Raw genomic sequence first — 24,823 nt, forward strand, 5'->3', positions numbered from 1 at the left:
GCAGGGCGGTGGTTGCCAGGACTACCGGGTGAGGCGTCTTCGACACCGCTGGCTCCGACACCGACACCGCCGCCGACGACCCGGGCACCGCTGGCGGCGCCGAGACCCCCGGCACCACCGACACCGCAGGCACCGACGACGCCGCGGGCGCCGACGACGATGCGGGCCGCGACACCGACACCGCCGCCGACACCGCTGCCGCCGACACCGGCGACGACGCGGGCACCGCTGCCGACACCGGCGACGAGGCGGGCACCGCTGGCGACATCGGCGGCGGTACCGGCGGCGGATCGGACGGGAATGGATTTGGCTGCGGAACGGACTGACTGCTCGCCTCTCTGTCCGGGAGAGGAACAGGCGAAGGCGCTGAGCTGGAAAGACTCCGAGCGGCAAGGGAATCAGCAGGTCGGGCAGAAGCGGCGACAGCGGAAAAAGAGCGCGTAGTGGTCATGTCCCCATCGTCATCCACCCGCCGACGGGAACCGGCTCTTCAGCGGCAGTTGTCCACAGGCGGACGCAGTTGTGGACAACCCCGGGCCGGGCGAATGCTGCCCGCAGGGGCGGGGCTGGTGGCAGGGGGTAGAATCAATCCCGCAGTCCACTCGCTGGGCTGACTTCGCGTGCACGTGCGCGCGTCCCCGGACGGGCCGCTTCGGCGGGAACCCGGACGGAGGGGCGCACGGTGTCCGGCGGTCCCTGGGGTTTCGCACTACCGAACCCGCGGGTCCGGGCATCGGCTACTGCACTAGGGCTCACGACCTCCCGGTCGCGGGCGACTAACCGGAACAGCGCCTCCGCGGGCGGATCGAAAACCCGACAGCGGGAGCGCGCGACTACAGAGAAGGTGTGATTCCGGCAATGGCCGTCGTCACCATGAAGCAGCTGCTCGACAGCGGCGTGCACTTCGGGCACCAGACTCGTCGGTGGAACCCGAAGATGAAGCGCTACATCTTCACCGAGCGCAATGGCATCTACATCATCGACCTGCAGCAGACGCTGACGTACATCGACCGTGCGTTCGAGTTCATCAAGGAAACCGTCGCGCACGGCGGCACCATCATGTTCGTCGGCACGAAGAAGCAGGCGCAGGAAGCGATCGCCAACGAGGCCGCGCGCGTGGGCATGCCCTACGTGAACCAGCGCTGGCTCGGCGGCATGCTGACCAACTTCCAGACCGTGCACAAGCGCCTTCTCCGCCTGAAGGAGCTCGAGGCCCAGGAGCAGACCGGCGGCTTCACCGGCCTGACCAAGCGCGAGATCCTCACGCTGACCCGTGAGAAGGACAAGCTCGAGAAGACCCTGGGCGGCATCCGGGACATGGCCAAGGTGCCGTCCGCGGTGTGGATCGTCGACACCAAGAAGGAGCACATCGCCGTCGGCGAGGCTCGCAAGCTCAACATCCCGGTCGTCGCGATCCTCGACACCAACTGCGACCCGGACGAGGTCGACTACCCGATCCCGGGCAACGACGACGCGATCCGTTCCGCCGCGCTGCTGACGAAGGTCGTCGCCGAGGCCGCCGCCGCCGGGCTGATGGCCCGCTCCGGCCGCAACGGCTCCTCGGCCGACGCGAAGCCGGAGACCGGCGCTTCGGACGAGCCGCTGGCCGAGTGGGAGAAGGAGCTCCTCGCGGGCTCGGAGACCGCCGCCGCCGACGCGACCGAGGCCGCTGCGGCGACCGAGACCGCCGCCGCGACGGAGACCGCTGCCGCGACCGAGACCGAGACGGCTGCCGCGACCGAGGCGGAGGCCCCCGCGGCCGCCGAGACCGCGGAAGCGAACGGCGAGCAGGCTCCGGCCAACTCCTGATCCACCCCGTCCGGGCGGTCCGCGCAGGGCCGCCCGGACGGCGCTCACCGCACACGTACCTGAAACGGACGGATTCAACACGATGGCGAACTACACCGCCGCTGACGTGAAGCGCCTGCGCGAGATGACCGGCGCGGGCATGATGGACTGCAAGAAGGCCCTCGAGGAGAACGACGGCGACTTCGAGAAGGCTGTCGAGTTCCTGCGCATCAAGGGCGCCAAGGACGTCGGCAAGCGCGCCGAGCGCGCCACCGCCGAGGGCCTGGTCGCCGGCGACGGCGGCGTCATGATCGAACTCGACTCGGAGACCGACTTCGTCGCCAAGAACGACGAGTTCCAGCAGCTCGCGGCGAAGATCGTCGAGGCCGCGAAGACGCTGAAGTCCAGCGACGTCGAGGCCCTCAAGGCCGCCGACCTGGACGGCAAGCCGGTCAACGAGGTCGTGCAGGAGCTTTCGGCCCGCATCGGCGAGAAGCTCGAGCTGCGCCGCGTGGTGTCGTTCGAGGGCAAGACCGCGACCTACCTGCACCGCCGCGGCTCCGACCTCCCGCCGGCCGTCGGCGTGCTGGTCGAGTTCACCGGCGACGACACCGACGCCGCCCGCGGCGCCGCGATGCAGGTCGCCGCGCTGCGCGCGAAGTACCTGACCCGCGAGGAGGTGCCGGCCGAGATCATCGAGAACGAGCGCCGCATCGCCGAGCAGACCGCCCGCGAGGAAGGCAAGCCCGAGCAGGCGCTGCCGAAGATCATCGAGGGCAAGGTCAACGCGTACTACAAGGACAACGTGCTGCTCGAGCAGCCGTCGGTCAAGGACAACAAGAAGACCGTCAAGGCCCTGCTCGACGAGGCCGGCGTGACCCTGACCCGGTTCGCCCGGTTCGAGGTCGGCCAGGCCTGAGCGAGGCACTGGGACTAGGTTCTGGCACTGTGCCCCGTCTCCGCGCATCGGGGACGGGGCACAGTCGGGTCTACCGAGGGGCAGGAGGCGACAGACATGGGTGAGGACCGGGTCGAGGGCGGGTACCGCCGGGTGCTGCTGAAACTGGGCGGCGAGATGTTCGGCGGCGGCGCGGTGGGCGTCGACCCCGACGTCGTGCACTCCGTCGCCCAGCAGATCGCCGACGTCGCGCGCACCGGGGTGCAGATCGCGGTGGTGATCGGCGGCGGCAACTATTTCCGCGGCGCGGAACTCTCCCAGCGCGGCATGGACCGCGACCGCGCCGACTACATGGCGATGCTCGGCACCGTGATGAACTGCCTGGCGCTGCAGGACTTCCTGGAAAAAGAAGGCCTGCCGACCCGCGTGCAGACCGCGATCACGATGGGCCAGGTCGCCGAGCCCTACATCCCGCGCCGCGCGGAACGGCACCTCGAGAAGGGCCGCGTCGTCATCTTCGGCGCCGGCGTCGGCATGCCGTACTTCTCCACCGACACCGCCGCCGCGCAGCGCGCGCTCGAACTCGGCTGCGAAGCCGTGCTGATGGCGAAGGCCGTGGACGGCGTCTACACCGCGGATCCGAAGACCGACCCGGACGCGAAGATGTTCACCGACATCACCCACCGCGAGGTGCTCGAGCGCGGCCTCAAGGTCGCCGACGCCACCGCGTTCAGCCTCTGCATGGACAACAAGATGCCGATCATCGTGTTCAACCTGCTCACCGAGGGCAACATCGCCCGCGCGGTGGGCGGTGAGAAGATCGGCACGCTGGTCTCCACCCCCGCCGACGAGACGTCCGCCTAGACCTGCTGGGATCAAGCTCAGGTCCGACAACACAACACCGGGAGTAGCCGTGATCGACGAGACCCTCCTCGACGCCGAGGAGAAGATGGAAAAAGCGGTGTCCGTCGCGAAGGAAGACCTCACGTCGGTGCGCACCGGGCGGGCCAACCCGTCGATGTTCTCCCGTATCGTCGTCGAGTACTACGGTGCGCCGACCCCGCTGAACCAGCTGGCGAGCGTCAACGTGCCGGAAGCCCGGATGGCGTTGATCAAGCCTTACGACCAGACGCAGCTGAACGCCATCGAGAAGGCGATCCGCGAGTCCGACCTCGGCGTCAACCCGAGCAACGACGGCAACGTCATCCGCATCGTCATCCCGCAGCTCACCGAGGAGCGGCGCAAGGAGATGGTGAAGGTCGCGAAGAGCAAGGGCGAGGACGCCCGCGTCTCGATCCGCAGCGTCCGCCGCAAGGCCAAGGAAGAACTCGACCGCATCGCCAAGGACGGCGAAGCGGGCGAGGACGAGGTCGCGCGCGCCGAGAAGGAGCTGCAGAACCTCACCGACACCTACGTGCACCAGGTCGACGAGCTGGTGAAACACAAGGAAGCTGAGCTGCTCGAGGTCTGATGAGCCAGGTGAGCGAGGAACGCGACGAGCGGGTGAGCGACATCCCGCCACCGGACCCGGCCGCCGAGCCGGACCCGGTGTCGCGGCCGGAACCGGCTACGGAAAACCCTGCCGTGCGGCGGAAAGCGGACTCCGCGGCGGCTGCGCGCGCGGAATCCGTTGCTGCGTCGGGGAAGCAGGCGGAAACCACGGACGAGCTGGCGAAGGGCGCGAAAGGCGTTCCCGCGAGCGGAGCGGCCGGGAAGAGTGCGAAAGCCGAGGGCGATCCGGCGGACGGCGGGCAAGCCGAACCGGAGAAGAAGGCCTCCCGGGCCGGGCGCAACCTCCCCGCGGCGATCGGCGTCGGGCTGCTGCTCGGGGCCGCGATCATCGTTTCCCTGGTCACCGTCCGGTTCCTCTTCATCGGCGTCATCGCCGCCGCGATCGCGGTCGGCACGTTCGAGTTCTCCGGCGTGCTGCGCCGGGTCGCGGACACCAAGATCGCGCTGATCCCGGTGCTCGTCGGCGGGCAGGCGATGATCTGGCTGGCCTGGCCGTTCGGCCGGGAAGGCGCGCTCACCGCGTTCGTGCTCACCGTGCTGGCCTGCCTGCTGTGGCGCTTGCCCGGCGGCGCGAAGGGCTACGTGCGCGACGTCAGCGCCTCTGTTTTCGCCGCTGCGTACCTGCCGTTGTTCGGCGCGTTCGCGGCCATGCTCGTGCCGCCGCACGACGGCGTCGGGCGCGTGCTCACGTTCCTGATCGCCGTGGTCGCCTCCGACACCGGCGGCTACATCGCCGGCGTGCTCGGCGGCAAGCACCCGATGGCGCCCACGATCAGCCCGAAGAAGTCCTGGGAGGGCTTCGCCGGATCGATGATCGCGGGCATCGCCGCGGGTGTGCTCACGATCAGCCTGATGCTGGACGGCCACGCCTGGCAGGGCGTCATCTTCGGTGCGGCGATCGTGCTCACCGCGACGCTCGGCGACCTCGTCGAGTCGCTCATCAAACGCGACCTCGGCATCAAGGACATGGGCACGCTGCTGCCCGGCCACGGCGGCATCATGGACCGCCTCGACTCGCTGCTGCCCTCGGCCGTCGTGTCGTGGCTGCTGTTGTCGGCCTTCGTTCCTGCCTGACTATGTCTTTGGCGGGCGGCGAGAGAACTCTTCAGTGACCGGCTCGCTCAGCTGAGTCAGCCGGGGTGGAAATAGCAGAGTTTCAGTCGTCGTACGGGTCGTCGACCTCGGCGCGGCCCACGTCTTCCAGCACCCGCGAGTGGTCGATCGCCGCGAACACCGCTCCGTCCGGATCGGCGAGGATCGCGGTGCGGCCGAACGGGGTGTCGTACGGCTCGATCACCACCGAACCGCCCAGCATCAGGGCCTCGCCCGCCGCCGCGTCCGCTCCGCGCGCGGGATCGATCTCGAAGTACACGAGCCAGTGCGGGGGAGTGTCCCGGCGATATTCGGGACCCATGACGTAGCGGTACAGCACCGCCGTGTGCTCAATGGAATATTCGGCATAGTCGACGCTTTCACCGTCGCCGACCTGACGGCTCGAGTAGTTGAACAGCTTGGTGTAGAAGTGGTCCGCGGCCACGCCGTCGTGCGTGTTGAGGTCCGCGCCGCTGAACGCGTTGGGCACGCCGCTCGCGAACTGCCAGTCCGGCGGCGCCTCCCAGAACACCACCGGGGCGCCGCACGCGTCGATCGCGTGCACGATGCTGCCGCGGTCGGGAATCGCGATCGGTCCGAGCGTCACCTGCCCGCCCAGGTGCTCCACCCATTCCGCCGCGCTCGCCGTGTGCGGCACCGCGAGCTGCAGTGTCCAGCCGGGAGCGCTGCGGGCTCCGGCTTGGTATAGACCACCGGCGGCCACCCCGTCGCACGAAGCGATGGAGTACCGGCCGGTCGGCGACGCGGGATCGCGCCGGGTTTCGTATTCCCAGCCGAAAAGGCGGGAGTAGAAGTCTTGCGTTCGAGCTTCGTCGTGGCACGCCACCTCGACCCAGCAGGGCAAACCTGCCGGGATCGTGCGGGCGCCTGGCCAGCCGATCGACATTGCGTGTCTCCTCCCCGATGAGGGAGAAGTGTATTCGGCGGAGCGGCGTTCTACGCTCTGAGCGGGAAAGCCGCCGGCGTCCCCCCGGCCGGAGAGGAGTGCTGTGCGCTGGTTGTTCCGCGGCCCCGCGGCGTCCGAAGAAGTGGTTCCCAGCCCGAACATCTGGTATCACCAGCACGTCTACGACGTGGAGAACCGGGCGCAGGACGCAGACGGCGAGATCTGGCGCGTACTGCGCGAAGAGAGCGATTGGACCGGTCGCGACTTCCTCGATCTCGGCTGCGGCGACGGATACCACCTGCCGGTCTTCGCCGCCGACGCGCGTTCGGTGCTCGGAATCGAACCGCACCCGCCGCTCGCGCGGGACGCGGAGCGACGGGTGCGGGATCTGGAGAACGTGCGGGTTCGCACGGGGCGAGCGCAGCGGTTGCCGGTGAACGACGCCAGTGTGGACATCGTGCACGCGCGCACCGCGTACTTCTTCGGCCCTGGCTGCGAACCCGGATTGCGCGAAGCGGAACGGGTGCTGCGGCCCGGAGGATCGATCGTGATCGTCGACCTCGACGTGACCAGTGAGCCGTACGGCGGGTGGATGCGGGCAGATTTGCCGCGCTACGACCCGCCTGCGGTGGAACGCTTCTTCGCCGCGCACGGCTTCAACTGTCGGCGCGTACGCACGCGTTGGCGCTTCGCGGACTTCGCCGCGGCGGAATCAGTGTTGAGGATCGAGTTCAGTGCGAAGGTCGCGGAGCGGGCGATCGCCGACACGCACCGGCTGAACCCAGGATCGGGCGAGGTGACGCTGCCGGTGGGTTATCGCGTGCATTGCCGCGTCAAACCCACCGGCCTCGTCCTGCCCGGTCACTCGGCTGCCTCTCCGGACTCGGCAGAGTCCTCCGAGTCCTCGACCTCGCCGAGGATCGAGTAGATCGACCGGCGTGCCTCGTTGAGCACGTCCACCGCGCGGGCCTGCTGGTTCTCGCTGCCGGCGCGCATCACCTGCACGACCGCCGCGGCGAGCGTGGCGCCTGCCTTGCGCAGGTCGTGCTCGACCGGTTCGACGTCGTCGGTGAAGTGCTCCCACGGCGGCGTGCCGGTCTGCTGCTCGGCGGTGGTGCGGCCCTCGTCGGTGAGTTCGAAGAGCTTCTTCCCGCTCTCGTCGCGGCTCACGACCAGGCCCTCGTCGGCCAGCATCTGCAGGGTCGGGTAGATCGAGCCGGGGCTGGGCTTCCAGAGCCCGCCGCTGCGCTCGCCGATCTCGCGGATGATCTCGTACCCGTGCCGCGGCTGTTCCGCGAGCAGGGTGAGGATCGCCGCCCGCACGTCGCCGCGCCGGCCGCGCCGCGAGCCCCGGCGTCCGCCGCCCGGACCGTGGCCGCGTCGTCCGCGACCGCCGGGCCCGAAGCCGAACTCGCCGAATTCCCGGCCCCAAGGGCCGAACGAGGACCGTCCGTGCTGTTCGTGTTCTCCGTGTTCGTGATGTCCGCCGGGGAAGGAGCGTCCGCCGGGGAACGGGTGTCGTCGTCGGTTCATGGTCTTGGTTGTCCTTTCTCGAACTGTTGCGACACGTTCACGATATATCGGAACCGGTCGATTGACAACCGTAACGACCGTCGCACCGGCAACCCGGGGACCTGAGCGACCGGCGGAGACGGCGGTCGGCGATACTCGAAGCACTAGCGAAAACACCCGAACGACCTGGGAGACCCGACCTCCGATGCTGGACCGTGCGGTCATCGACGCCCTGTTCCCCGCGGATCTGCCCGAGCCTGAGCACTGGGAACAGCGCTATCCGGCCCGGCAGCTGCCCGACGGCGCGAAGGTGACCCGGTTCGGCCCGTCGCCGACCGGCTTCGTGCACATCGGCGGCATCTACGTCGCGACGATCGACCAGGACGTCGCGCGCCGTTCCGAGGGCAGCTACCTGGTGCGCGTCGAGGACACCGACCAGTCGCGCGAGGTCGAGGGCGCGCTGGAGCAGTTCGAACGCGGCTTCGCGTACTTCGGGCTGCAGGCCGACGAGGACGTGGTGCGCGGCGGCGAGTACGGCCCGTACCGGCAGTCCGACCGCGAACAGATCTACCTCACCTACGTACGGCACCTTCTGCGCGAAGGCCGCGCGTACATCGACTTCGCGACGAAGGACGAACTGGCGTCCATCACCGCGCGGCAGCAGGCCACGAAGCTCCCGACGGGCTACTACGGCTCCTGGGCGATCTGGCGTGACGCCGACGCGGCCGACGTGCAGGCGAAGCTCGACGCTGGCGAGCCGTGGGTGGTCCGCTTCCGCGCGCCCGACGACACCGGGCAGCGCGTGCGCTTCACCGACGCGATCCGCGGCACCATCGAGGCCGAGGCCAACCGCAACGACGTGGTGATCCTCAAGAGCTCCGACCAGAGCCCGCGGCTGCCGACCTACCATTTCGCGCACGCGGTCGACGACCACCTGATGCGGGTGAACCTGGTGATCCGCGGCGACGAGTGGATCTCGTCGGTGCCGACGCACCAGCAGCTCTTCGAAGCGCTCGGGTTCGAGCCGATCCAGTACGCGCACATCGCGCCGCTGATGAAGCAGGAGGGCGGCAGCAAGCGGAAGCTGTCCAAGCGCAAGGACCCGGAAGCCTCCGTCGACTTCTATCTCGAAGCCGGTTACCCGGTCCCGGCGGTGCTGTATTACCTGCGCGGCCTGGCGAACGGACGGCTCGCGGAGATGCCGCTCGCCGAAGCGCTCGACGCGCCGATCAACCTCGACGAGTGCGGCGTCGCCGGTCCGCTCGTGGACCTGGTGAAGCTGGACGACCTCGCGGCTGACTACGTCGCGACGCTGTCCGGCGAGGAGATCCTCGCGTCGGTGCTGGAGTGGGCCGAGCGGTTCGACCCGGAGCTGAAGACGGTCCTGGAGTCCTCGCGGGAGCTGGCGCTGCGCGCGTTGGCGGTGGAGCGCGAAGGTGTCGAGAACCCGCGCAAGGACTTGAAGAAGTGGAGCGAATTCCGCGCCGTCTACGGGTTCTTCTTCCCGCAGCTGCACCAGGCGGTGACCGGTCCCGACGACGAGCGGATCGCTGCGCTCGGCGTTCCGGCGGACGTCGTGCGCGCGGTGGCGTCGGACTTCGTGTCGGCGTACCAGCAGCTCGACGACGGCCAGGAGTGGTTCCAGCAGATCCGCGACGTCGCGGCTAAGCACGGCTTTGCCAAGAACGCCAAGGAGTTCAAGAAGGACCCGGACGCGTACCCGGGTTCGATCCGCGAGGCGTCGCAGATTATCCGGATCGCGATTACTGGGTCGACTCGGAGTCCGGACCTGCACTCGATCACGCAGGCGCTGGGCGCGGAGGAAACCTTGCGGCGCTTCGGGAATCTGGTCGGCTGAGCCCGTCGTGAGTGCTGATCACGGTTAGAACCGTGATCAGCACTCACGAGTTGAGGTAGGTCAGCACCGCCAGGACGCGCCGGTTGCCGGTTTCGTCGTCGGTGATGCCGAGCTTGCCGAACAGCGACGTCGTGTACTTGCTGATCGCGCTTTCGCTCAGGAACAGCCGTCCGGCGATCGCGGTATTCGACAGGCCTTCCGCCATCAGCTCCAGCACCGACCGTTCGCGGTCGGTCAGCGTGCCGAGCCGCTGATCCGGCGACCCGCTCGTAAGCAGTTTCGAGATCACTGCCGGGTCCATCGCCGTGCCGCCGGCCGCGACGCGTTCGAGGGCGTCGATGAACTGTTCGGCCTCGAAAACGCTGTCCTTCAACAGGTATCCGACGCCGCTCGCCCCGCCGACCAGGAGTTCGCGGGCGTAGAGCTGTTCGACGTGCTGCGACAGGATCAGCACCGGCAGCCCGGGCGTCTCGCGTCGCGCGGCGAGCACCGCGCGCAGGCCCTCGTCGGTTTGCGTCGGCGGCATCCGGACGTCGACCACGGCCACGTCCGGCCGGTGTTCCCGCAGCACGGCGACGGTTTCCGGACCGGTCGTCGCGGTCGCCACCACCTCGTGGCCGTAGGCCTGCAGGAGCCGGATCAGTCCGTCCCGCAGCAGGTAGAGGTCCTCGGCTACGACGATGCGCATGGCACCATCATCCACGCTCGGGTCGGCCCGCCTTCCGGGCTGGTGACCTCCAGGGCGCCGTCGAAGACCGCGAGGCGGCGGCGCAGTCCGCCGAGCCCGCCGTCCGGGTCGATTTCGGCCCCGCCGCGGCCGTCGTCCTCGACCTCAGCGCACAGTTGATTCCCTTCTTGCCGCAGGGAAATCCGCACGTGCGACGCGTGCGAGTGCTTCACCGCGTTGGCGAGCAGTTCGGCGATCCCGAAGTACAGCGCGGATTCGATCGGCGGATCGAGCGGCTGCGGCAGGTCGGCTTCGACCGTCACGTCGAGCGGCAGGTCCATCGCCATCGCGCGAACCGCGTCGGCGAGGCCGCGTTCGTTCAGCACCGGCGGGCTGATGCCGCGGACGAGTTCGCGTAGTTCGGTGAGCGAGGTGGCCGCGCCGGCCCGGGCGTCGCGCAGTAGTTCCTTGGCCTGCTCGGGATTGGTCTCCATCAGCTTCTCCGCGGTCGCCAGCGCGAGACCGAGTGCGACCAGGCGGGCTTGCGCGCCGTCGTGCAAATCCCGTTCGATGCGGCGGATTTCCGCGGCCTGCGCGATGGTCGTGTCCGCGCGCAGGGCGGTCAGCGTGTCGACCCGGTCCGCCAGCTCCATCGTGGCGGACGCGCCCAGGAAGCGCGTGGCCACCGGGATGACGCTTCGCCACGCGTACGGCGCGGTCGCGACCGTGACCAGCAGACCGGCCAGGTATCCGGCGGGGAAGACTGTCAGCGCCAGGACCGCCGCGACGACGCCGAGCAGCGGCACGAGCGTGACCAGGCCGAACGAGAACGGCGCGAGGAGGGCGAACCGCAGGTCCCGCCAGGTCGCCGGGTCGTAGCGCCAGTTCTTCAGCCGCTGCTCGCGCCGGGCTTCTTCCCGGGTGCGTGCGTAGGAATGGCCGTTCCACCAATATCCGGTCGACAGCTGGGTGATCGGCGGCAGTTCGCGGTACCCGGGCGGGAGCACGATGCCGGTCCAGTTCGCGACCATGACGCGGGTCATCCGACACACCGGCCGCGCCAGCAGCAGCGTCCCGATCCCCGCCCAGACGAACGGCGCGATCCACGACCACGCGCTGCCGCCCCACAACTGCCACAGGCCTGCCGCGGCCGCCCACACCACCGGGATCAGCAGGGCCACGCCCGCCGCTTGGGCGGCGCGGACAAAACCCACCCGGCAACTGCGTAACCAGGACCCTAGTAGTCGCATCGTTCTTCCCCCTGTCCGTCCGGTGTTCCGCGGTCCACTGTGCACCACGAAACGCCGGTTTCCCGCCGCCGCGGGACAGGAGTGGGTCCAGACCCACCCCCTTGTGCGGCCAGACCCATACCGGGCCGGGCCGCGGCTTTCTAGCGTTGCTGGCACAACGGGAAACCACAAGGGAGAACAGAGATGCAGACCATCGAACGCCCCGCCGCCGTCCAGCGCCCGCTCGGCCTCGCTAAGGGGTTCGTCGCGGCTTACGGAGCGATGGGCGTGGCCGTCTTCGGCACGATCGTCGCGCTGGCCGTCGCCGACGGGACGGCGACCGGCTTCATGTGGACGCGGTCCGCGCTGGTGCCGGTGAGCGCGGTGATCATGTACTGGCTGGTGTCGCTCGCGGCTCGGGGGTCGACCAGGGCTTATCAGCGGGCCCGGCTCATCTCGGTGGTCGCGCCGATCGCGCTCGTCGGCGTCGACCTGATCCCGGGTGCGTGCCCGTTCTGGTTCCTGCTGCTGCAGACCGCTTGTGCCGTGCTGCTGGCCGCCGCCGCGGTCCCGCTCTTCCGGCTGCGGGCTACGTTCCAGAAGTGAACTTCGGGACCAGCCGGATCCGGACATCGAGGTTCCGTTCGACCGCCGCGCGGCTCGACAGCAGGGGGAACGAGCCGCCGGACGCCCACAGGTCGTTCAGGTCTCGGTAGTGCGGGCTGCGCGGGTCGCCGGACTGGCCGGGCGCGTTGATCGCCCGCGACGCGTCCCAGTCGCCGACGTCGAGCGCCATCTTGAAGGTCGCGCCGATGATCTGCTGGTAGGTGAGCGGGTGGAAGAACGACGGGTGGACGGTCTGGTAGTCGCCGCCGACCGGGGTCGGGCCGACGTTCGGGCCGCCTGCCGGATGCACGAATTCCTGGTACTGCAGCGAACCCCAGCGCCATTTCGCCGGGTCGCCGCCGAGTTTTCCGGCGACGTCGCGGAAAGCGAGCGGGAGAGTGTCGAGGATCAGCTTGTCGCGCTTGGCCGCGCCGCCCGGGCCGAACCACGCGTCCGGGTCGGCGAAGGACGCGAGCACGAGGCTGAAGTCCGGATTGATGGTGCGGGACAGGACATCCGCGGCGGCTTGCGGAAGCATCGTGTGCGCCCAGCCGCCGTGGAGGTACTTCAGCAGCCACGTTTCGTACAGCGCGGCAGGGGCGGAATCCACCGAGGCGACGCCGTCGAAACCGCGCAGCAGGTCGAGCGCTTTCGCGGTGTCCGGATCGGTGGAGGAAAGGTTCCGCAGGAAGGGTGTGAGACGAGTGGCCAGCAAGGACTTTTCGTCGCGCTGGATGGCGAGCGAATCGGCGACGCGGGCGCGTGGCGTGGACTTGATCAGCTGGTCGATCCGCTCCTTGCGGTACGGGAGCTGCCATTCGTAGTTGGACACCACCGGGAAGCCCGGCGGAAGGTTGTAGTCGTTGGCGGAGGCGAAGAAACCGGCCGGCGGGTTGTGCTGCCACGGGAGTTCGGAGTTGGCGTAGAAGCCGTTCCACTCGTAGCGGCCGTCGCCGGGGACAGGCAGCAGGCCGTCGTATCCGGCTCCGGTGCGGCGCGGGGTCAGCGCGCCGGGGACGTAGCCGATGTCGCCGTGGACGTCGGCGTAGACGAGGTTCGACCCGGGTGCGCCCCACTTGCGCATTCCGGCGGTGAATTCAGTGAAGTCGCGGGCACGCTGGTAGTTCAGGCTGCCGAGGTAGGCCGCGCTGCCCGGTTCGGTCCACGCGGTGCGGACGGCGAAGGCCCGGTTCGCTGCTTCGTCGACCTTCACGATCGGGCCGTGCCGAGTGAAGGACAGTTCTCGGGTGACCGGCTGGCCGCCGAGGACTGGGATGGTCTCGGTGACCTTGGTGATCGGCTCCCAGCCGCCGCGGTAGCGGTACCGGCTGTGGTCGGCGGGGTCGAGTTCGTAGACGTAGAGGTCGGTTTGGTCGACCGGCAGGTTCGTCAGCCCGAACGCGACGGAATCGTTGTGGCCGATGGCAATGCCCGGATTCCACGGCTCGCCCGCCCCGGTGAGGTTCAGGCCGGGCGCGGAAAGCTGGGCGACATAACGACCGGACGGCAACGCGTCGGCGCCGCGGTGCGGATCGTTGGCGAGGATCGGCCGTCCGGTGGCGGTGCGGTTCGGGCCGATCGCCCACGAGTTGCTGCCGCTGGTGGCGTCGGCGATGTCCTTCGGACCGGCGACGCCCTTCGGGAACGTGACCGCCGCGGTTGCCTTGTTGTACACGGAAAGCACGTCGCCGGGGACTGAACACGGATCGAGGCCTTCGGGCACCGCGGCCTCGTGGTCGGGGTGCAGGCTGCGGAGGTACTTGCTCGCGTTCGGTCCGGCCTGGCACACCATCTGCGCGCGGGCGACCTCCCACATGAGGTTCTCGCCGATCGCGTGCGTCCGGATGCGGACGACGTCCTCAGGCTGCCAATGCGACGGCTGGTAGCCGAGCTTGCCGAACTCCGGCGGTGCCGCTTCGGGATGCTTGGCGAGCCAGTCGACGTAGGAGTTGATCCCCTCGGCGAACCGGGTGGCGGCGAGTTTGGCTTCGGGACCGTAGGAGGCCCATTCCTTCCGCATGTCGCCGCGGTAGAGGAACAGCCGGGCCGCGCGGTCCTGGTCCACATAGGACTCGCCGAGGACCTCGCTGAGCAACCCGAGACCCCGGCGGCGCCAGGTGTCGAGCTGGAAGAGGCGGTCGCGCGCGACGGTGAATCCCTGTGCGTAGAACAGGTCCGCGGTGTTGGCCGCGTAGATGTGCGGGACGCCCCACTTGTCGACGAGCAGGTCGACCGGGCGGGAAAGACCGTCGAGAGCGACGGTGCTGGTGGTGGCTGTGGCTGGGGTGGTGCCGAGCAGCGTCAGAACGAGTATCAGGACGGTAGCTTTGGACCGCATTTCCCCCACCCCCGGGCATCGGCGACGACCAGGCGCACGCTAATCGCGGACGGCGGCGGCACCCACCCCTGAACCGGGACGAGTAGGGGGAACCGGACGTCGGGCGCTGTCGTCCAAGGTGCCGCTGGGGAGCTTCTTCAGTACTGTCCCGGCTCAGACCGAACCCGTGGGGGATGCGATGCGACGTGTGGTGGCGACGGCTGCCGCGATCCTGGCCTGTGTGCTGGGACTGGCGGCCTGCGGCAGCAGCACCGAGGGCGGTGACAAGAACGTCGTGACCGCTGACAGCAGTGCCGCGCCGGACGGCAGTGCCGCGCCGGACAGCAAGGGCGGCGCCAAGACCGGCACGCCGCTCGCGAACACGGACCCGTGCAGCTTGCTGAAGCCCTCTGACGTGCCCGAACTCGAGCAGGACAGCAGCACCGCGCCCAAGGCCGACGGACGCCGGTGCGAGGGTCCCGGCTACTCCGTCACCCTCTCCGAGGTCGACGCGGAGGGCTACGCCGTCCAGTTCGAGGGCTCGATAGTCAAGCCGATCCCCGACATCGCCGGGTACAAGGCGGGCACGACGGAGACCACCGGCTCCTGGTCCAGCAGCTGCGCCGTCATCCTCGCTGTGACCACCAACCAGCTGGTGTACGTCGCCGTCAGCAACAAGCAAGACCCGTCCAAGAACTGCGATATCGCCAAGAAAGCGGCGACCGCCATCGCGGGCCGCATTCCCCGCTGAGCTACGAGACGTCCCCGATCGCCTCGTCCAGGATGGACAGTCCGAGGTCGATCTCGTCGTCGGAGGCAGTCAGCGGCGGCGCGATCCGGAACACCCCGCCCATCCCGGGAAGCTGCACGATGTTCATGTGCAACCCGAGTTCGAGGCACCGCTGCGTCACGCGCGCGCCGAGCTTGTCCGCGTCCGGGCCGCCGCCGCTCAGTTCCAGCCCGGCGAGGAGTCCCCTGCCGCGGATCTCGCCGACCGACTCGTGCCGCGCCGCGATTTCGTCCAGGCCGGTGCGGAGCCGGGTGCCCAGGTCGCGGGCGCGTTCGTCGAGGCGGTCGCGGATCAGCACGTCCAGCACGGTGTTCCCGACCGCCGCGGGAAGCGGGTCCGAGACGTGCGTGGTGAAGAACAGGTACCCGCGTTCGTGGGCTTCCTGCTCGATTTCCGCGCTCGTCAGCACCGCGGCGAGCGGCAGACCGGCGCCTAGCGTTTTGGACACCGTGAGGATGTCCGGGACCACGCCGTCGTGTTCGAAGGCGTACCAGGTTCCGGTGCGGCACAACCCGGTCTGTGCTTCGTCGAGGATCAGCAGCATGCCGCGTTCCCGGCATTTCCGTTGCAGCGCCTGGAAATAGCCCGGCGGCGGCACGAGGATCCCGCCGGAGCTGAGGATCGGCTCCACCAGGCACGCGGCGAGGCTGCCGACCGACTGCGCGTCGATCAGGTCGAACGCGAGGTCCAGCTGGTGCTCCCAGTCCGCGCCAGGCACCGGGATGGCGAAGTTGCCGGGTGCGCCCGGGCCGTAACCCTTGCGTCCTGCGCTGTAGGTGGCGCTCGCCGCGGCCTGCGTCATCCCGTGCCAGGAACGGGCGAACGAGACGACCTCGTGCTTGCCGGTCACCAGTTTGGCCATCCGCAGCGCGGCCTCGTTGGACTCGGCGCCGGTGGTGAGCAGAAGCGCCTTCTCCAGCGGGTCCGGCAGCGTCTCGGCGAGCCGCCGCGCGAGGTCGACCACGGGGCGGCTCAGCATCCCGCTGAACAGGTGGTCGAGCTTCGCGGCCTGCTTCCGGACGGTCTCGACGATCTCCGGATGCGCGTGTCCGAGGATCGCGCTCATCTGCCCGGACGTGAAGTCGAGGATCCGCCGCCCGTCCTCGGTGAAGACGAAGCTGCCCTCGGCGCGGTCGATGATCTCGCCGGTGAACGAGCCGGGGCCGGCGTAGCGGACGAGGTGTCGGTCGACGTCGGACCAGAAGGTGTCGGTGGCCATGGCTTCGACGGTAGAGCCGTGCTGAGCGCCGCGTCCATCTCACAGTTTCCGCTTGCCTGTGCGATGACATCGAACAACGATGAGGCGATGTTGAACCCGTGGCGGCTGCGGCTGTTGAGTCGGCTCGCTGTGCTGGGCACCGTGCGTGCGGTCGCGCAGGACGTGAATCTCAGCGCCTCGACGGTGTCGCACCAGCTCGCGTTGCTGGAAACCGAAACGCGCACCCGGCTGTTGGAACGCACTGGCCGTCGCGTCCGGCTGACGCCCGCCGGGGAGAAACTGGCCCGGCAGGCGCGCGCGATCCTCGACCATCTCGACGCGGTCGAGGCCGAACTGCGCGGCGACGAACCGGCCGGGCTGGTGCGGATCGGTGCGTTCCAAAGCGCGATCCACACCTTCGCCGTGCCTGCCGCGACCCGTCTCGCGCAGACCTATCCGCGGCTGGAAACCGAACTGGCAGAACGGGAACCGCACGAGAGCGTGCCCGCGCTCCGGGCCGGAGACAGCGACGTCATCATCACCACCACCGACTTCGCCGACCTGCCGCTCGGCCCGGACCTGGAGATCATCCGGCTGGCGACCGACCCGATCGTGCTGGTCACCGCGCTCGACCGGCCGGAGCCGCCCGGGCCCGCCGTGCTCGCGGACTACGCCGCCGAACCGTGGGCGCTCGACATTCCCCCGTCCTACATGGCGAACCTGACGCTGCGGCTCTGTCGCGAATCGGGGTTCGAGCCGCGCGTGGTGTGCCGGTTCAGCAATTACCTGATGACGCTGCAGCACGTCGAGGCCGGGCTGTCGATCGCGTTGCTGCCGGGACTGGCGGTGGATCCGCGGTATCGGGTGGCGACGAAGGCGTTGGCGACTCCGGTGACGCGCACGATCGTCGCGGTCACCCGGCGAGGTTCGCCGCGACGGGCAGCGGTGAATGCGGTGCTGGACGCACTGCAGCAGCCGGTCGAGCTTCCGGCGGCGGTGGAGCAGGCTTAGGCCCGGCCCTTGGGCAGGACTGCCAGTGCGGTTCTCTTCCTGGCGTCGGACGCGTCGTCGTTCGTGCCGAGCTTTCGCCGACGGCGGCTGCACCCCGGCCTGAACGCTAGCCGACCAGATCCGCCATGATTTGCGCTGCCGGGACTACGTTTCGGACCAAACCCGCAGCTTGACCGGCGTAGTGCGCCAGAGCTTCGAGGTCTCCGGTCATGCCCGGTACGGGAATCATGTCGTCGTAGCGATGCCAAGGGTTTCCAGCCGCATCCGTCGCCACAATGTCGCCTTCGCCGGGCCGTTCCGTGCGCGGTTCGCCCGCGGCTTCCCATTGCGTGAGCGTCGAATTGCGCAAGGCGCGGTGCGGAGCGTCCGGCCAGCCGCCGTCGAAGCAACGGGTGTGGACGGCGTCCTCGAGTTCCGCGGCGAGCACGGCTTCGCGGTAGGAATCATGGGTCGCCGCTTCGGTCGCGGTCAGGAATCGGGTGCCCAGCCAACCGCCTTGCGCGCCGAGAGCGAGCACTGCGGCGAGCCCGCGGCTGTCGGCGATTCCGCCTGCTGCGAGCACGGGAATCGGGCTGACCGCGTCTACGATGGCGGGTACCAGCACGAGCGTCGAGGCTTGGCCGCGCACGTGTCCGCCTGCTTCCGATCCTTGCGCGACAACGACGTCGACGCCTGCTTCCGCCGCTTGTCGCGCTTCGGCGACTGAACCCGCGGTGTGGATCAGCTGTGCGTCCTTGACCCGCGCAGCGATCTTGGCCGGGTCGCCCCAGAACGTCGAGATAATCGGGACTTCCTCGGCGAGGCAGGCGTCGAGCACGTCGTCGATCGGGAAGTCGAGGACGAGGTTGACCGCGAAGGGGCGGTCCGTGCGGCGGCGCACCTCGCGGATCCGGCGGACTGCCTCGTCGGGGTCGGTCCAGGTGAGGGCGAGGGTCCCGAGGCCGCCCGCGTTCGAGACCGCTGCGGCGAGTTCCGGCGTCGCTGCCGAGCCGATCGGGGCCTGCGCGATCGGTACGTCGATGCCGAGCGTGTCGCAGATCTGCTTCGGAAACCGAATCATGGCGGCCGATGTTAGTGTTTCGGGAATCGAAGCGCAAGGAGATGCGGATGGCTACGCCGAAGCCGGGGCAGCCGGTCCGGGGCTCCACGACCGGCCGTCCGCTGATGGCCGCGCTCGACCTCTTCGGCCGGCGATGGTGCCTGCGGATCGTGTGGGAACTGCAGGTCGACGCTCTGGGGTTTCGCGCACTGCAGCAACGGTGCGACGGCATGTCTTCAAGCGTGCTGCGGCAACGCCTGGTCGAACTCGCCGAGGCCGGTTTGGTGCGGCAGAACGACGAATCGCACTACGCGTTGACGACGCTGGGCCGGGAGGCGTTCGACTCGCTGCGGCCGCTCGTGTCGTGGGCGAACCGGTGGGCTGCGTCTCTCGACGGAGACGAGTGACCGGCGGCAGGGACGCGGCTGGCGCGCCCCTGCCGAGGTGATCACTTGCCGTGCTGGGAACGGCGGCGCAGGAAGAACGCGCCGCCCGCGGCTGCCGCGGCCGCTCCGCCGATGGCGAGTGCGGTGGCCGGGTTGCCGTCCGTGCCGGTGTTCGGGGCGGGGACGGCGTAGCCGCCGCCAGCGCCGGTCTTATCGTAGGTCGAACCGGGCAGCTTGTCGCCGTAGCGCTTCTGCAGCTCGGCTCGGTAGGCCGCCAAGGTGACCCGGGTGCCCGCGGGGACGCCGGAGACCGCGCCGTCGAGGACGGTCACGGTGTCGCCGGACACCGAGTACCAGGCGTTGACCTGGGGTTCGTGCAGCAGATAACCGCCGCGTGCGGCTGCCGCGTGGACCTGTTCGTCGTTGCCGGAGGCGACGTTGATGACCTGCCAGCCGGAACTGCTGGGCTGCGCCCAGACCGTCGCGTCCCGGCCGTCGGCAAGGTGGGCCGGGGAGGCGACATAGGCGAGGGCGGCCGGGACGTCGGATTCGCCGTTGATGAAGGCGGCAGTCGGTTCGTAGACGGGGATCTGGGTGCGGGCGTCCGCGGCGGCGGCGCGCGTGGCGTGCGCGGCCGCCGGTGCCGCGCCGGGGAACTTGGTCTTCGCGAGGCGGGCAGCGGTGCCGGGGCTGGTGAGCAGCCCGGAGATCGCGGTGGTGTCCGAAGGGGACGGACCGGTGGGCGACTCCGCGGCGAACGCGGGGTTCGCGGCGAAGACGGCGGCGGCGATGGCTCCGGAGAGGACTGTGGTGCGGAGGATGGTTCGCAGCATGGGTCAGCCCACCATTCCGTAGACGGTGTGGGTCCAGTCGAATTGGTTGTTGGAGACGTAGGAGCTGTAGTTCATCGAGTTGTAGCGGTTGTTCGACGGCCACGGGTCGCCGTATTCGACGATGCGGCTGCCGTTCGAGTCGTCGTAGCCGTAGAGGACGTGCATGTGGCCGCCGCCGGAGGTCCAGCCGATCCGGGTGCCGATGGGCTGTCCCGCGTCGATCTGGTTCTTGATGCCGGAGAAGGAGAGCCGGTAGCCGTTGGAATTGTAGGAGCCGACGCTGCGGAACCCGAGGTAGCGGAAAACTCTTTGCTGGTCGCTGAGGTAGCCCTGGTTGTTGGCGCAGTCGCTGCCGGACTCGTTGTGCGCGATCTGGCAGAACCGGGTCTGGGTCAGGGAATGGCCCCAGAACGAGGCGATCGTGTTGCCGCTGGCGTCCCAGCACCACTGGTCTTTCTGCTGAGCCTGCATCGAGATGTTCGTTTCGCCGGCGTCCGCCGCGGCGGGAACGGCGAGCGCGGCCGACGCGACGGTCGCCGCCACCGCGATTCCGCGCAGAATCGAAGAAGGCACTTTCACGGGGATCCTCCAAAGGGGAAGACCTGCCGGACCGGGGAATTCCCGGACCGGTGGGGAAGGGTGAGGCGCACAGAACGGTACGCGCGCGAGGTTTGCGGCGACTACCGACTAACGGCGGTATTCCGTTGCCGATGGGCCGCGGATATTTCTACGCCGGTCGATTTATTTGGGCCCCGCCAATGGCGCCTGACGTCGATTGTAGAGGAATTCATCCCGGAAAGCATTAGGCAATCCGACCTTCGTCGGGTGTTTTTCCGTTGATCCGGGCCCGTCGTTCGTCGGTCGCCATTCCGCGGGCCGTACCGCGCCAGGGCCCTCCGCTGACCCGCTTCGCCCGCCGTGCCTGAGGGGGAGGGGCGCGGGTTTCGCGCGTATGAGACACTTGATCGGTCATGACTGCCCTCCCTCTTGTTTTCGACGCGCCCAAGCGCGGCCTGCCGCCGCGCCATCTCGCCGACCTCACGGTGGCCGAGCGAGCCGAGGCCGTCGTCGAACTGGGGGAGAAGGCGTTCCGCGCCAAGCAGTTGTCGAACCACTACTTCTCGCGGCTCACCGTCGACCCGGCGGAGATGACCGACATCCCGGCCGCCTCGCGCGACAAGCTCGTGGCCGACCTGATGCCGCCGCTGCTCACCGAGGTGCGAGCGCTGGCCGCGGACGGCGGCGCGACGCGCAAGACCCTGTGGCGCGCGCACGACGGGACGCTGCTGGAGAGCGTGCTCATGCGCTACCCGGACCGCGCGACGCTGTGCATCTCGAGCCAGGCCGGCTGCGGCATGGCATGCCCGTTCTGCGCGACCGGCCAGGGCGGTCTCGACCGCAACCTCTCGACCGCGGAAATCGTGGACCAGGTCCGCGACGCCGCCGCGGTAATGCGAGACGGCTCCATGCCCGGCGGCCCGGGTCGGCTGTCGAACATTGTCTTCATGGGCATGGGCGAACCGCTGGCGAACTACAAACGCGTGGTGGCTGCGGTGCGCCGGATCACTGATCCTGCTCCGGGTGGTCTGGGCATTGGCCAGCGTTCGGTGACGGTGTCGACGGTGGGTTTGGCTCCGGCTATTCGGAAGCTGGCGGACGAGAAGATGCAGGTTCGGTTGGCGGTGTCGTTGCATACGCCGGACGATGAGCTGCGGGATACGTTGGTGCCGGTGAACAACCGGTGGTCGGTGGATGAGGTTTTGTCTGCTGCCCGGTATTACGCGGATACCTCTGGGCGTCGTGTCTCGATCGAGTACGCGTTGATCCGGGACATCAACGACCAGCCGTGGCGCGCGGAACTGTTGGCGAAGCGGCTGCGCAAGCACTTGGGCCAGTTGGTGCACGTGAATGTGATTCCGTTGAACCCGACGCCGGGTTCGAAGTGGGATGCGTCGCCGAAGCCCGTGGAGCGGGAATTCGTCCGCTTGGTGAATGCCGGTGGGGTCGCGTGCACGGTCCGGGACACGCGCGGTCAGGACATCGCGGCGGCGTGTGGCCAGTTGGCTGCTGAAGGCTGAGTTCGTTGATTTCGATGATGGAGTGTCTGTCGTGATGTATGCCCCCAGCCTGCTGGAACCGGCTGCGGAGGAGCTTCGGCTCGCGGATGTCGTTGGTCGCGGCGCGACCGAGGTGGCACGCGAGGCGCGGATCCTGTTGGGCGAGCGGTTCAGCTCGGTGACGTTCATGTACGTGCTGATGCGCGCGTTCGAGGTGGAGTACACGGCGGCGCGGGATGCTTCGCGGTGGCACGAGTTCCACGGCGGTCCGCGGGCGTTGTCGGATGCTGATCTGGAAAAGCTGCTCGCTCCGTGGCTTGCCCGCTGACGACTTCGATCAACCGGTCGGAGAGCAGGGCCAGCCCGCGTGACCAGCGAGTTGTCTAGCTTGCCGCCTGCAAACAAGCGAAGAAGCTCTCGACACGAGCGCGTAGCGGGTTCGCCCTGCCCGGTATAGAGCTTTGGAAGAACTAGTCGCTGGACTTGTTGCCGTCGGCGGGTGGCAGGGACATTCTCCGCTGCGCATTCCGGTCGTAGGCGATGAGAACCGGCAGAGCTTTGATCGCTGCTTGGGCCACGTAGTGCTGGTCCCATGGCTCTCCTTGGTCGAGAAGCAGGAGCATTATCCGCTAGCGGGGTCGCGGCTGCGCTCCCTCAGCGATCGGCGACCTCGGTGACGAGGTCGATACGGCCGGCAGTTACGTCGAGCACTTGCAGGGTCTGCGTCGACCAGACCTCATCGTCTAGACCGGTCACGAACGCCCACCTCCCGGATGAGGACAGCACCTCGGCAGGCACAGTCTTCCGGTCCGCGTCGATCAGCGCCCGCCAGAAGTCTGACGCGAGAAGAAGTCGCGGATTATCCGGGTCGTATGGTTGGACGAGAAACGCCATCGTCTCGTTTGATGACGATGCAGTGATGCGCGCCGCGGCTCGTTCGCAGACTGGCGGTGACTTGCGAGCTTCAAAGGAACTGTTCTGGGCGCGTTCATGGGACTCTTCGTCGGTGCCGTCCTCTCGGTGAGCCCGGTCGGGCCAGTGGTTGGAAGCGTGATAGGCGCTTGCGCTGGCGGGGCCACTGCCGCAGCCGTTGACAAATCGAACAAACTGGAAGGGTGTGCGGGAAGTTCCGTCGGCAAGCTCATTCCAGGACTATCAGACATGTTCAAGGGGTCTAAATAGCGGATAAAGTCAAGCGACGGTGGGCTGCACCCGGTGCGGCCCACCGTCGCCGACTGAAAGGAGAACCGGTGACGCGGAATATGTATAAGATCGCATCGATGATCATGGCGTTTTTGTTTCTGGCTTCGATCGCTCTCGCAGCGTTCTTTCCTGAACAAGCGTCCTTTAGGTTCAGTGCCATCGCATTCGCTGCTTTGACCGGGGCTTTTTCCAGTATTTACTTAAAAAGAAAGAGTTTAGACAAATAGCGACAGTGCAGCGAATTTTCGAGTTGGAAAAGAGTCGGCATCAACTGCGCGGCAGTCCCTTGGGCAACGTGCGGCCGAAGGCGAGGTTTACCTTGCAGTTCCGCAATCTCGACCGCGCAGATGGCCCTGGGGCTTTTGCGGCGTAATCCTCTGGCTAACGCACCCCCTTGGCCGGAGGAGAAGTCCTCCGGACTGCTCGGAAAGCGCGCCTTTCGGGAACTCGGGATCGGCACTCCGTCAGGAGTGACCACGGATATCACCCCGGGTGACGGGGCAAGCATTGAAGGTTCACTTGCCACGATCGGCAGAGGTATTTTCGCTGACATATTAATCGAAGGGCTGGACGATTGGGTTCTAATCGATCAGCTTATATGGGCGGCGTGAAAAGGGAGCAAAGGTCGCCATGGGAGGCGTTCTTTGCCGAGTTGCTGCTTTTCTTGCTCGCAATAGTCCTGATCCAAATTGGTGAACTTGCTGCCGAGGGGTTCTTGCCGCGGAAGGGGAGGCTGATGAAGTTGTCGGTTGTTAATTGATGACCTCGATCGCCTTTCCTGGGAACCCAGACTAGGCAGTCTCGCCTGTGATCGCCAATACGAAAGCGGGGAATGAAGTCGCAGGGTCGGTGATTGACCGCGGCTGAATATTTCAGGATGAGACCGGTGGAGGATGATGCGGCCTCCACGTGATTGTTAATGAGCGGCGGCGAGGTACTCGTCGGCTTCGGCCTTGCTAAGGCAGACGCGGCTGCGGTGGCGGTGCCAGATCTGCCGGGGGCTGGAGGTTTTCGATGCCCATCAGTGTGGCGATGTCGACGACGGCCATGGAGGCGTAAGGCGGAACATGATCTCAAGGAGCGTTTCGCCATCGCTCTTCGCGGCTATCGCAACCGTCGGTGAAGCCGCGGGAGATCGAGCTGCGCGCGGTGACTTGGCTCGCTTGTGTGTAGATGTGTGTAAGCGTGTTACACTTGGCTATGGCGATCGGGCTATGGTGGGAGGAGGCGTGCGGTGAGTACATCCGCACGCGATCGTCTCGATATCCCGGTGCCAGTGACATCGAACCGGCATGGACCTTGGAGGCGGCGGCCGATCCTCATCGGATCACCCGTGATCCTGACCCGAAGAGCCATTGGGGAGACATCCGCGTCATCGGCTACTCGGCCACAGCGGGATTCGTGATCACGGTGATCGTCGATCACGTGGATCATTCGGGCATCAACGCTTGGAAGACCAGCGGTGCCGACCTTCGTGCGTACCGGGCAGCTCTTGGCGGAGAGGACGATGCATCATGACTGAACCCATGAGTTCCGAGCAGGTGCTGGACGGCATCCGGGAAGAGATCGCCCAGCAGGAAGCTGCCGCGCGGCGTGAGCCCGATCCGGCGAAGCGCGAGCGCATGCTGCGGCACGCACGGTCTCGGCAGGACTACGCCGAGGAGGAAGCGGACGCGGTCGCTGCTGACATCGCCGAGAATGAGCAGTCCGCGCTGTCCTTGCGGGTACCCGCGTCGCTCGCGGCCGCGCTCAAGGCTCGCGCCGCGGCTGAGCAGATTCCCACCTCTGCCCTGGTACGGCGGATCCTCACCCAAGCGGTGCAGCGATCGGACGCGCCGGTGCTGACGGTCGAACAGGTCGAGCAGATTGCCCGACGGGTCTATCGCGAATCCGTCTGACTCCGGCGGCTGAGCGGGTTCG

General features: G+C 68.0%; 26 protein-coding genes. 15 read left to right on the top strand and 11 right to left on the bottom strand.

From position 1 onward, the window contains the following. Window positions 1-268 (bottom strand): hypothetical protein (locus D0D37_RS47335; protein WP_208719867.1); only part of this gene is annotated, 268 nt, incomplete at its 3' end. A 590-nt stretch (window positions 269-858) separates the two neighbouring features. Between D0D37_RS47335 and rpsB the strand changes: the two genes are divergently transcribed. The 5 genes from rpsB (at window position 859) to D0D37_RS08710 (ending at window position 5,272) form a co-directional block, all read left to right on the top strand. Continuing rightward, window positions 859-1,809 (top strand): 30S ribosomal protein S2, encoded by a 951-nt coding sequence (rpsB, locus tag D0D37_RS08690; protein WP_116200026.1) that lies wholly within the window; start codon window positions 859-861, stop codon window positions 1,807-1,809. Between the two features lie 82 nt (window positions 1,810-1,891). Continuing rightward, a complete protein-coding gene (gene tsf, locus D0D37_RS08695) occupies window positions 1,892-2,707 on the top strand; it encodes a translation elongation factor Ts (protein ID WP_116200027.1) in 816 nt (271 codons plus the stop codon). Between the two features lie 96 nt (window positions 2,708-2,803). After that, a complete protein-coding gene (gene pyrH / locus D0D37_RS08700; protein ID WP_116200028.1) occupies window positions 2,804-3,550 on the top strand; it encodes a UMP kinase in 747 nt (248 codons plus the stop codon). A gap of 49 nt (window positions 3,551-3,599) precedes the next feature. Next, window positions 3,600-4,157 carry a ribosome recycling factor gene (gene frr, locus D0D37_RS08705; RefSeq protein WP_116200029.1) on the top strand — a complete coding sequence of 186 codons (558 nt, stop codon included), beginning with the start codon at window positions 3,600-3,602 and terminating at the stop codon, window positions 4,155-4,157. Next, complete coding sequence (locus D0D37_RS08710; protein WP_116200030.1) at window positions 4,157-5,272, top strand: phosphatidate cytidylyltransferase; 1,116 nt, start codon at window positions 4,157-4,159, stop codon at window positions 5,270-5,272. The genes frr and D0D37_RS08710 overlap by 1 nt, the downstream gene beginning before the upstream one ends. Window positions 5,273-5,354: 82 nt before the next feature. On the opposite strand, the gene D0D37_RS08715 is transcribed toward D0D37_RS08710, so the two are convergent. Next, window positions 5,355-6,197 carry a VOC family protein gene (locus D0D37_RS08715; protein ID WP_116200031.1) on the bottom strand — a complete coding sequence of 281 codons (843 nt, stop codon included), beginning with the start codon at window positions 6,195-6,197 and terminating at the stop codon, window positions 5,355-5,357. 103 nt (window positions 6,198-6,300) lie between these two features. Between D0D37_RS08715 and D0D37_RS08720 the strand changes: the two genes are divergently transcribed. Next, a complete protein-coding gene (locus tag D0D37_RS08720) occupies window positions 6,301-7,125 on the top strand; it encodes a class I SAM-dependent methyltransferase (RefSeq protein ID WP_208719868.1) in 825 nt (274 codons plus the stop codon). Here D0D37_RS08720 and D0D37_RS08725 read toward each other — a convergent pair. Continuing rightward, entirely contained in the window at window positions 7,059-7,730 is a 672-nt protein-coding gene (locus tag D0D37_RS08725; protein ID WP_244223442.1) for a PadR family transcriptional regulator, read from the bottom strand. The two genes, D0D37_RS08720 and D0D37_RS08725, sit on opposite strands and share 67 nt — an antisense overlap. Window positions 7,731-7,914: 184 nt before the next feature. On the opposite strand from D0D37_RS08725, the gene D0D37_RS08735 reads away from it, so the two are divergent. Beyond that, window positions 7,915-9,567, top strand: a complete 1,653-nt coding sequence (locus D0D37_RS08735; RefSeq protein ID WP_116200034.1) for a glutamate--tRNA ligase — start codon at window positions 7,915-7,917, stop codon at window positions 9,565-9,567. Between the two features lie 43 nt (window positions 9,568-9,610). On the opposite strand, the gene D0D37_RS08740 is transcribed toward D0D37_RS08735, so the two are convergent. Beyond that, complete coding sequence (locus D0D37_RS08740) at window positions 9,611-10,255, bottom strand: response regulator transcription factor (protein WP_116200035.1); 645 nt, start codon at window positions 10,253-10,255, stop codon at window positions 9,611-9,613. After that, a complete protein-coding gene (locus D0D37_RS08745; protein WP_244223443.1) occupies window positions 10,240-11,448 on the bottom strand; it encodes a sensor histidine kinase in 1,209 nt (402 codons plus the stop codon). Before D0D37_RS08745 ends, D0D37_RS08740 begins: the two co-directional genes overlap by 16 nt. A 219-nt stretch (window positions 11,449-11,667) precedes the next feature. Here D0D37_RS08745 and D0D37_RS08750 point away from each other — a divergent pair, with 219 nt between their 5' ends. Next, window positions 11,668-12,069, top strand: a complete 402-nt coding sequence (locus tag D0D37_RS08750; protein ID WP_116200037.1) for a hypothetical protein — start codon at window positions 11,668-11,670, stop codon at window positions 12,067-12,069. On the opposite strand, the gene D0D37_RS08755 is transcribed toward D0D37_RS08750, so the two are convergent. Continuing rightward, entirely contained in the window at window positions 12,053-14,407 is a 2,355-nt protein-coding gene (locus tag D0D37_RS08755; RefSeq protein ID WP_116200038.1) for a penicillin acylase family protein, read from the bottom strand. The two genes, D0D37_RS08750 and D0D37_RS08755, sit on opposite strands and share 17 nt — an antisense overlap. A gap of 178 nt (window positions 14,408-14,585) precedes the next feature. Between D0D37_RS08755 and D0D37_RS08760 the strand changes: the two genes are divergently transcribed. After that, on the top strand, window positions 14,586-15,137 hold the full coding sequence (locus D0D37_RS08760; protein WP_244223444.1) for a DUF3558 family protein: 552 nt from the start codon (window positions 14,586-14,588) through the stop codon (window positions 15,135-15,137). Between the two features lies 1 nt (window position 15,138). Here D0D37_RS08760 and D0D37_RS08765 read toward each other — a convergent pair whose 3' ends face one another. Then, window positions 15,139-16,395 carry an aspartate aminotransferase family protein gene (locus D0D37_RS08765; protein WP_116200040.1) on the bottom strand — a complete coding sequence of 419 codons (1,257 nt, stop codon included), beginning with the start codon at window positions 16,393-16,395 and terminating at the stop codon, window positions 15,139-15,141. An 87-nt stretch (window positions 16,396-16,482) separates the two neighbouring features. Here D0D37_RS08765 and D0D37_RS08770 point away from each other — a divergent pair, with 87 nt between their 5' ends. Further along, window positions 16,483-17,385 (top strand): LysR family transcriptional regulator, encoded by a 903-nt coding sequence (locus tag D0D37_RS08770; RefSeq protein WP_116200041.1) that lies wholly within the window; start codon window positions 16,483-16,485, stop codon window positions 17,383-17,385. A gap of 106 nt (window positions 17,386-17,491) precedes the next feature. Here the strand turns inward: D0D37_RS08770 and D0D37_RS08775 are convergent, their stop codons facing one another. After that, window positions 17,492-18,445, bottom strand: a complete 954-nt coding sequence (locus D0D37_RS08775) for an NAD(P)H-dependent flavin oxidoreductase (protein WP_116200042.1) — start codon at window positions 18,443-18,445, stop codon at window positions 17,492-17,494. Window positions 18,446-18,492: 47 nt separating this feature from the next. Here D0D37_RS08775 and D0D37_RS08780 point away from each other — a divergent pair, with 47 nt between their 5' ends. Then, window positions 18,493-18,831: a winged helix-turn-helix transcriptional regulator gene (locus D0D37_RS08780; RefSeq protein WP_208719869.1), complete on the top strand. Its 339-nt coding sequence runs from the start codon at window positions 18,493-18,495 to the stop codon at window positions 18,829-18,831. A gap of 41 nt (window positions 18,832-18,872) precedes the next feature. Here the strand turns inward: D0D37_RS08780 and D0D37_RS08785 are convergent, their stop codons facing one another. Beyond that, window positions 18,873-19,643, bottom strand: a complete 771-nt coding sequence (locus D0D37_RS08785) for an LPXTG cell wall anchor domain-containing protein (protein ID WP_116200043.1) — start codon at window positions 19,641-19,643, stop codon at window positions 18,873-18,875. A 3-nt stretch (window positions 19,644-19,646) separates the two neighbouring features. After that, complete coding sequence (locus D0D37_RS08790) at window positions 19,647-20,216, bottom strand: papain-like cysteine protease family protein (protein ID WP_425266910.1); 570 nt, start codon at window positions 20,214-20,216, stop codon at window positions 19,647-19,649. 398 nt (window positions 20,217-20,614) lie between these two features. Between D0D37_RS08790 and rlmN the strand changes: the two genes are divergently transcribed. Beyond that, entirely contained in the window at window positions 20,615-21,721 is a 1,107-nt protein-coding gene (rlmN, locus tag D0D37_RS08795) for a dual-specificity RNA methyltransferase RlmN (RefSeq protein ID WP_116200044.1), read from the top strand. Between the two features lie 34 nt (window positions 21,722-21,755). After that, the gene (locus D0D37_RS08800) at window positions 21,756-22,028 is read left to right on the top strand and encodes a hypothetical protein (RefSeq protein WP_208719870.1); all 273 of its coding nucleotides are present in this window, start codon (window positions 21,756-21,758) and stop codon (window positions 22,026-22,028) included. A 326-nt stretch (window positions 22,029-22,354) separates the two neighbouring features. Here D0D37_RS08800 and D0D37_RS08805 read toward each other — a convergent pair whose 3' ends face one another. Continuing rightward, the gene (locus D0D37_RS08805) at window positions 22,355-22,594 is read right to left on the bottom strand and encodes a hypothetical protein (protein WP_116200045.1); all 240 of its coding nucleotides are present in this window, start codon (window positions 22,592-22,594) and stop codon (window positions 22,355-22,357) included. Between the two features lie 1,509 nt (window positions 22,595-24,103). On the opposite strand from D0D37_RS08805, the gene D0D37_RS08815 reads away from it, so the two are divergent. Next, window positions 24,104-24,421 (top strand): hypothetical protein, encoded by a 318-nt coding sequence (locus D0D37_RS08815; protein WP_116200047.1) that lies wholly within the window; start codon window positions 24,104-24,106, stop codon window positions 24,419-24,421. Next, complete coding sequence (locus tag D0D37_RS08820; protein WP_208719871.1) at window positions 24,418-24,801, top strand: ribbon-helix-helix protein, CopG family; 384 nt, start codon at window positions 24,418-24,420, stop codon at window positions 24,799-24,801. The genes D0D37_RS08815 and D0D37_RS08820 overlap by 4 nt, the downstream gene beginning before the upstream one ends. Window positions 24,802-24,823: the final 22 nt, after the last annotated feature.

The organism is Amycolatopsis circi, assembly GCF_003385235.1.
Classification (GTDB): Bacteria; Actinomycetota; Actinomycetes; order Mycobacteriales; family Pseudonocardiaceae; genus Amycolatopsis; species Amycolatopsis circi.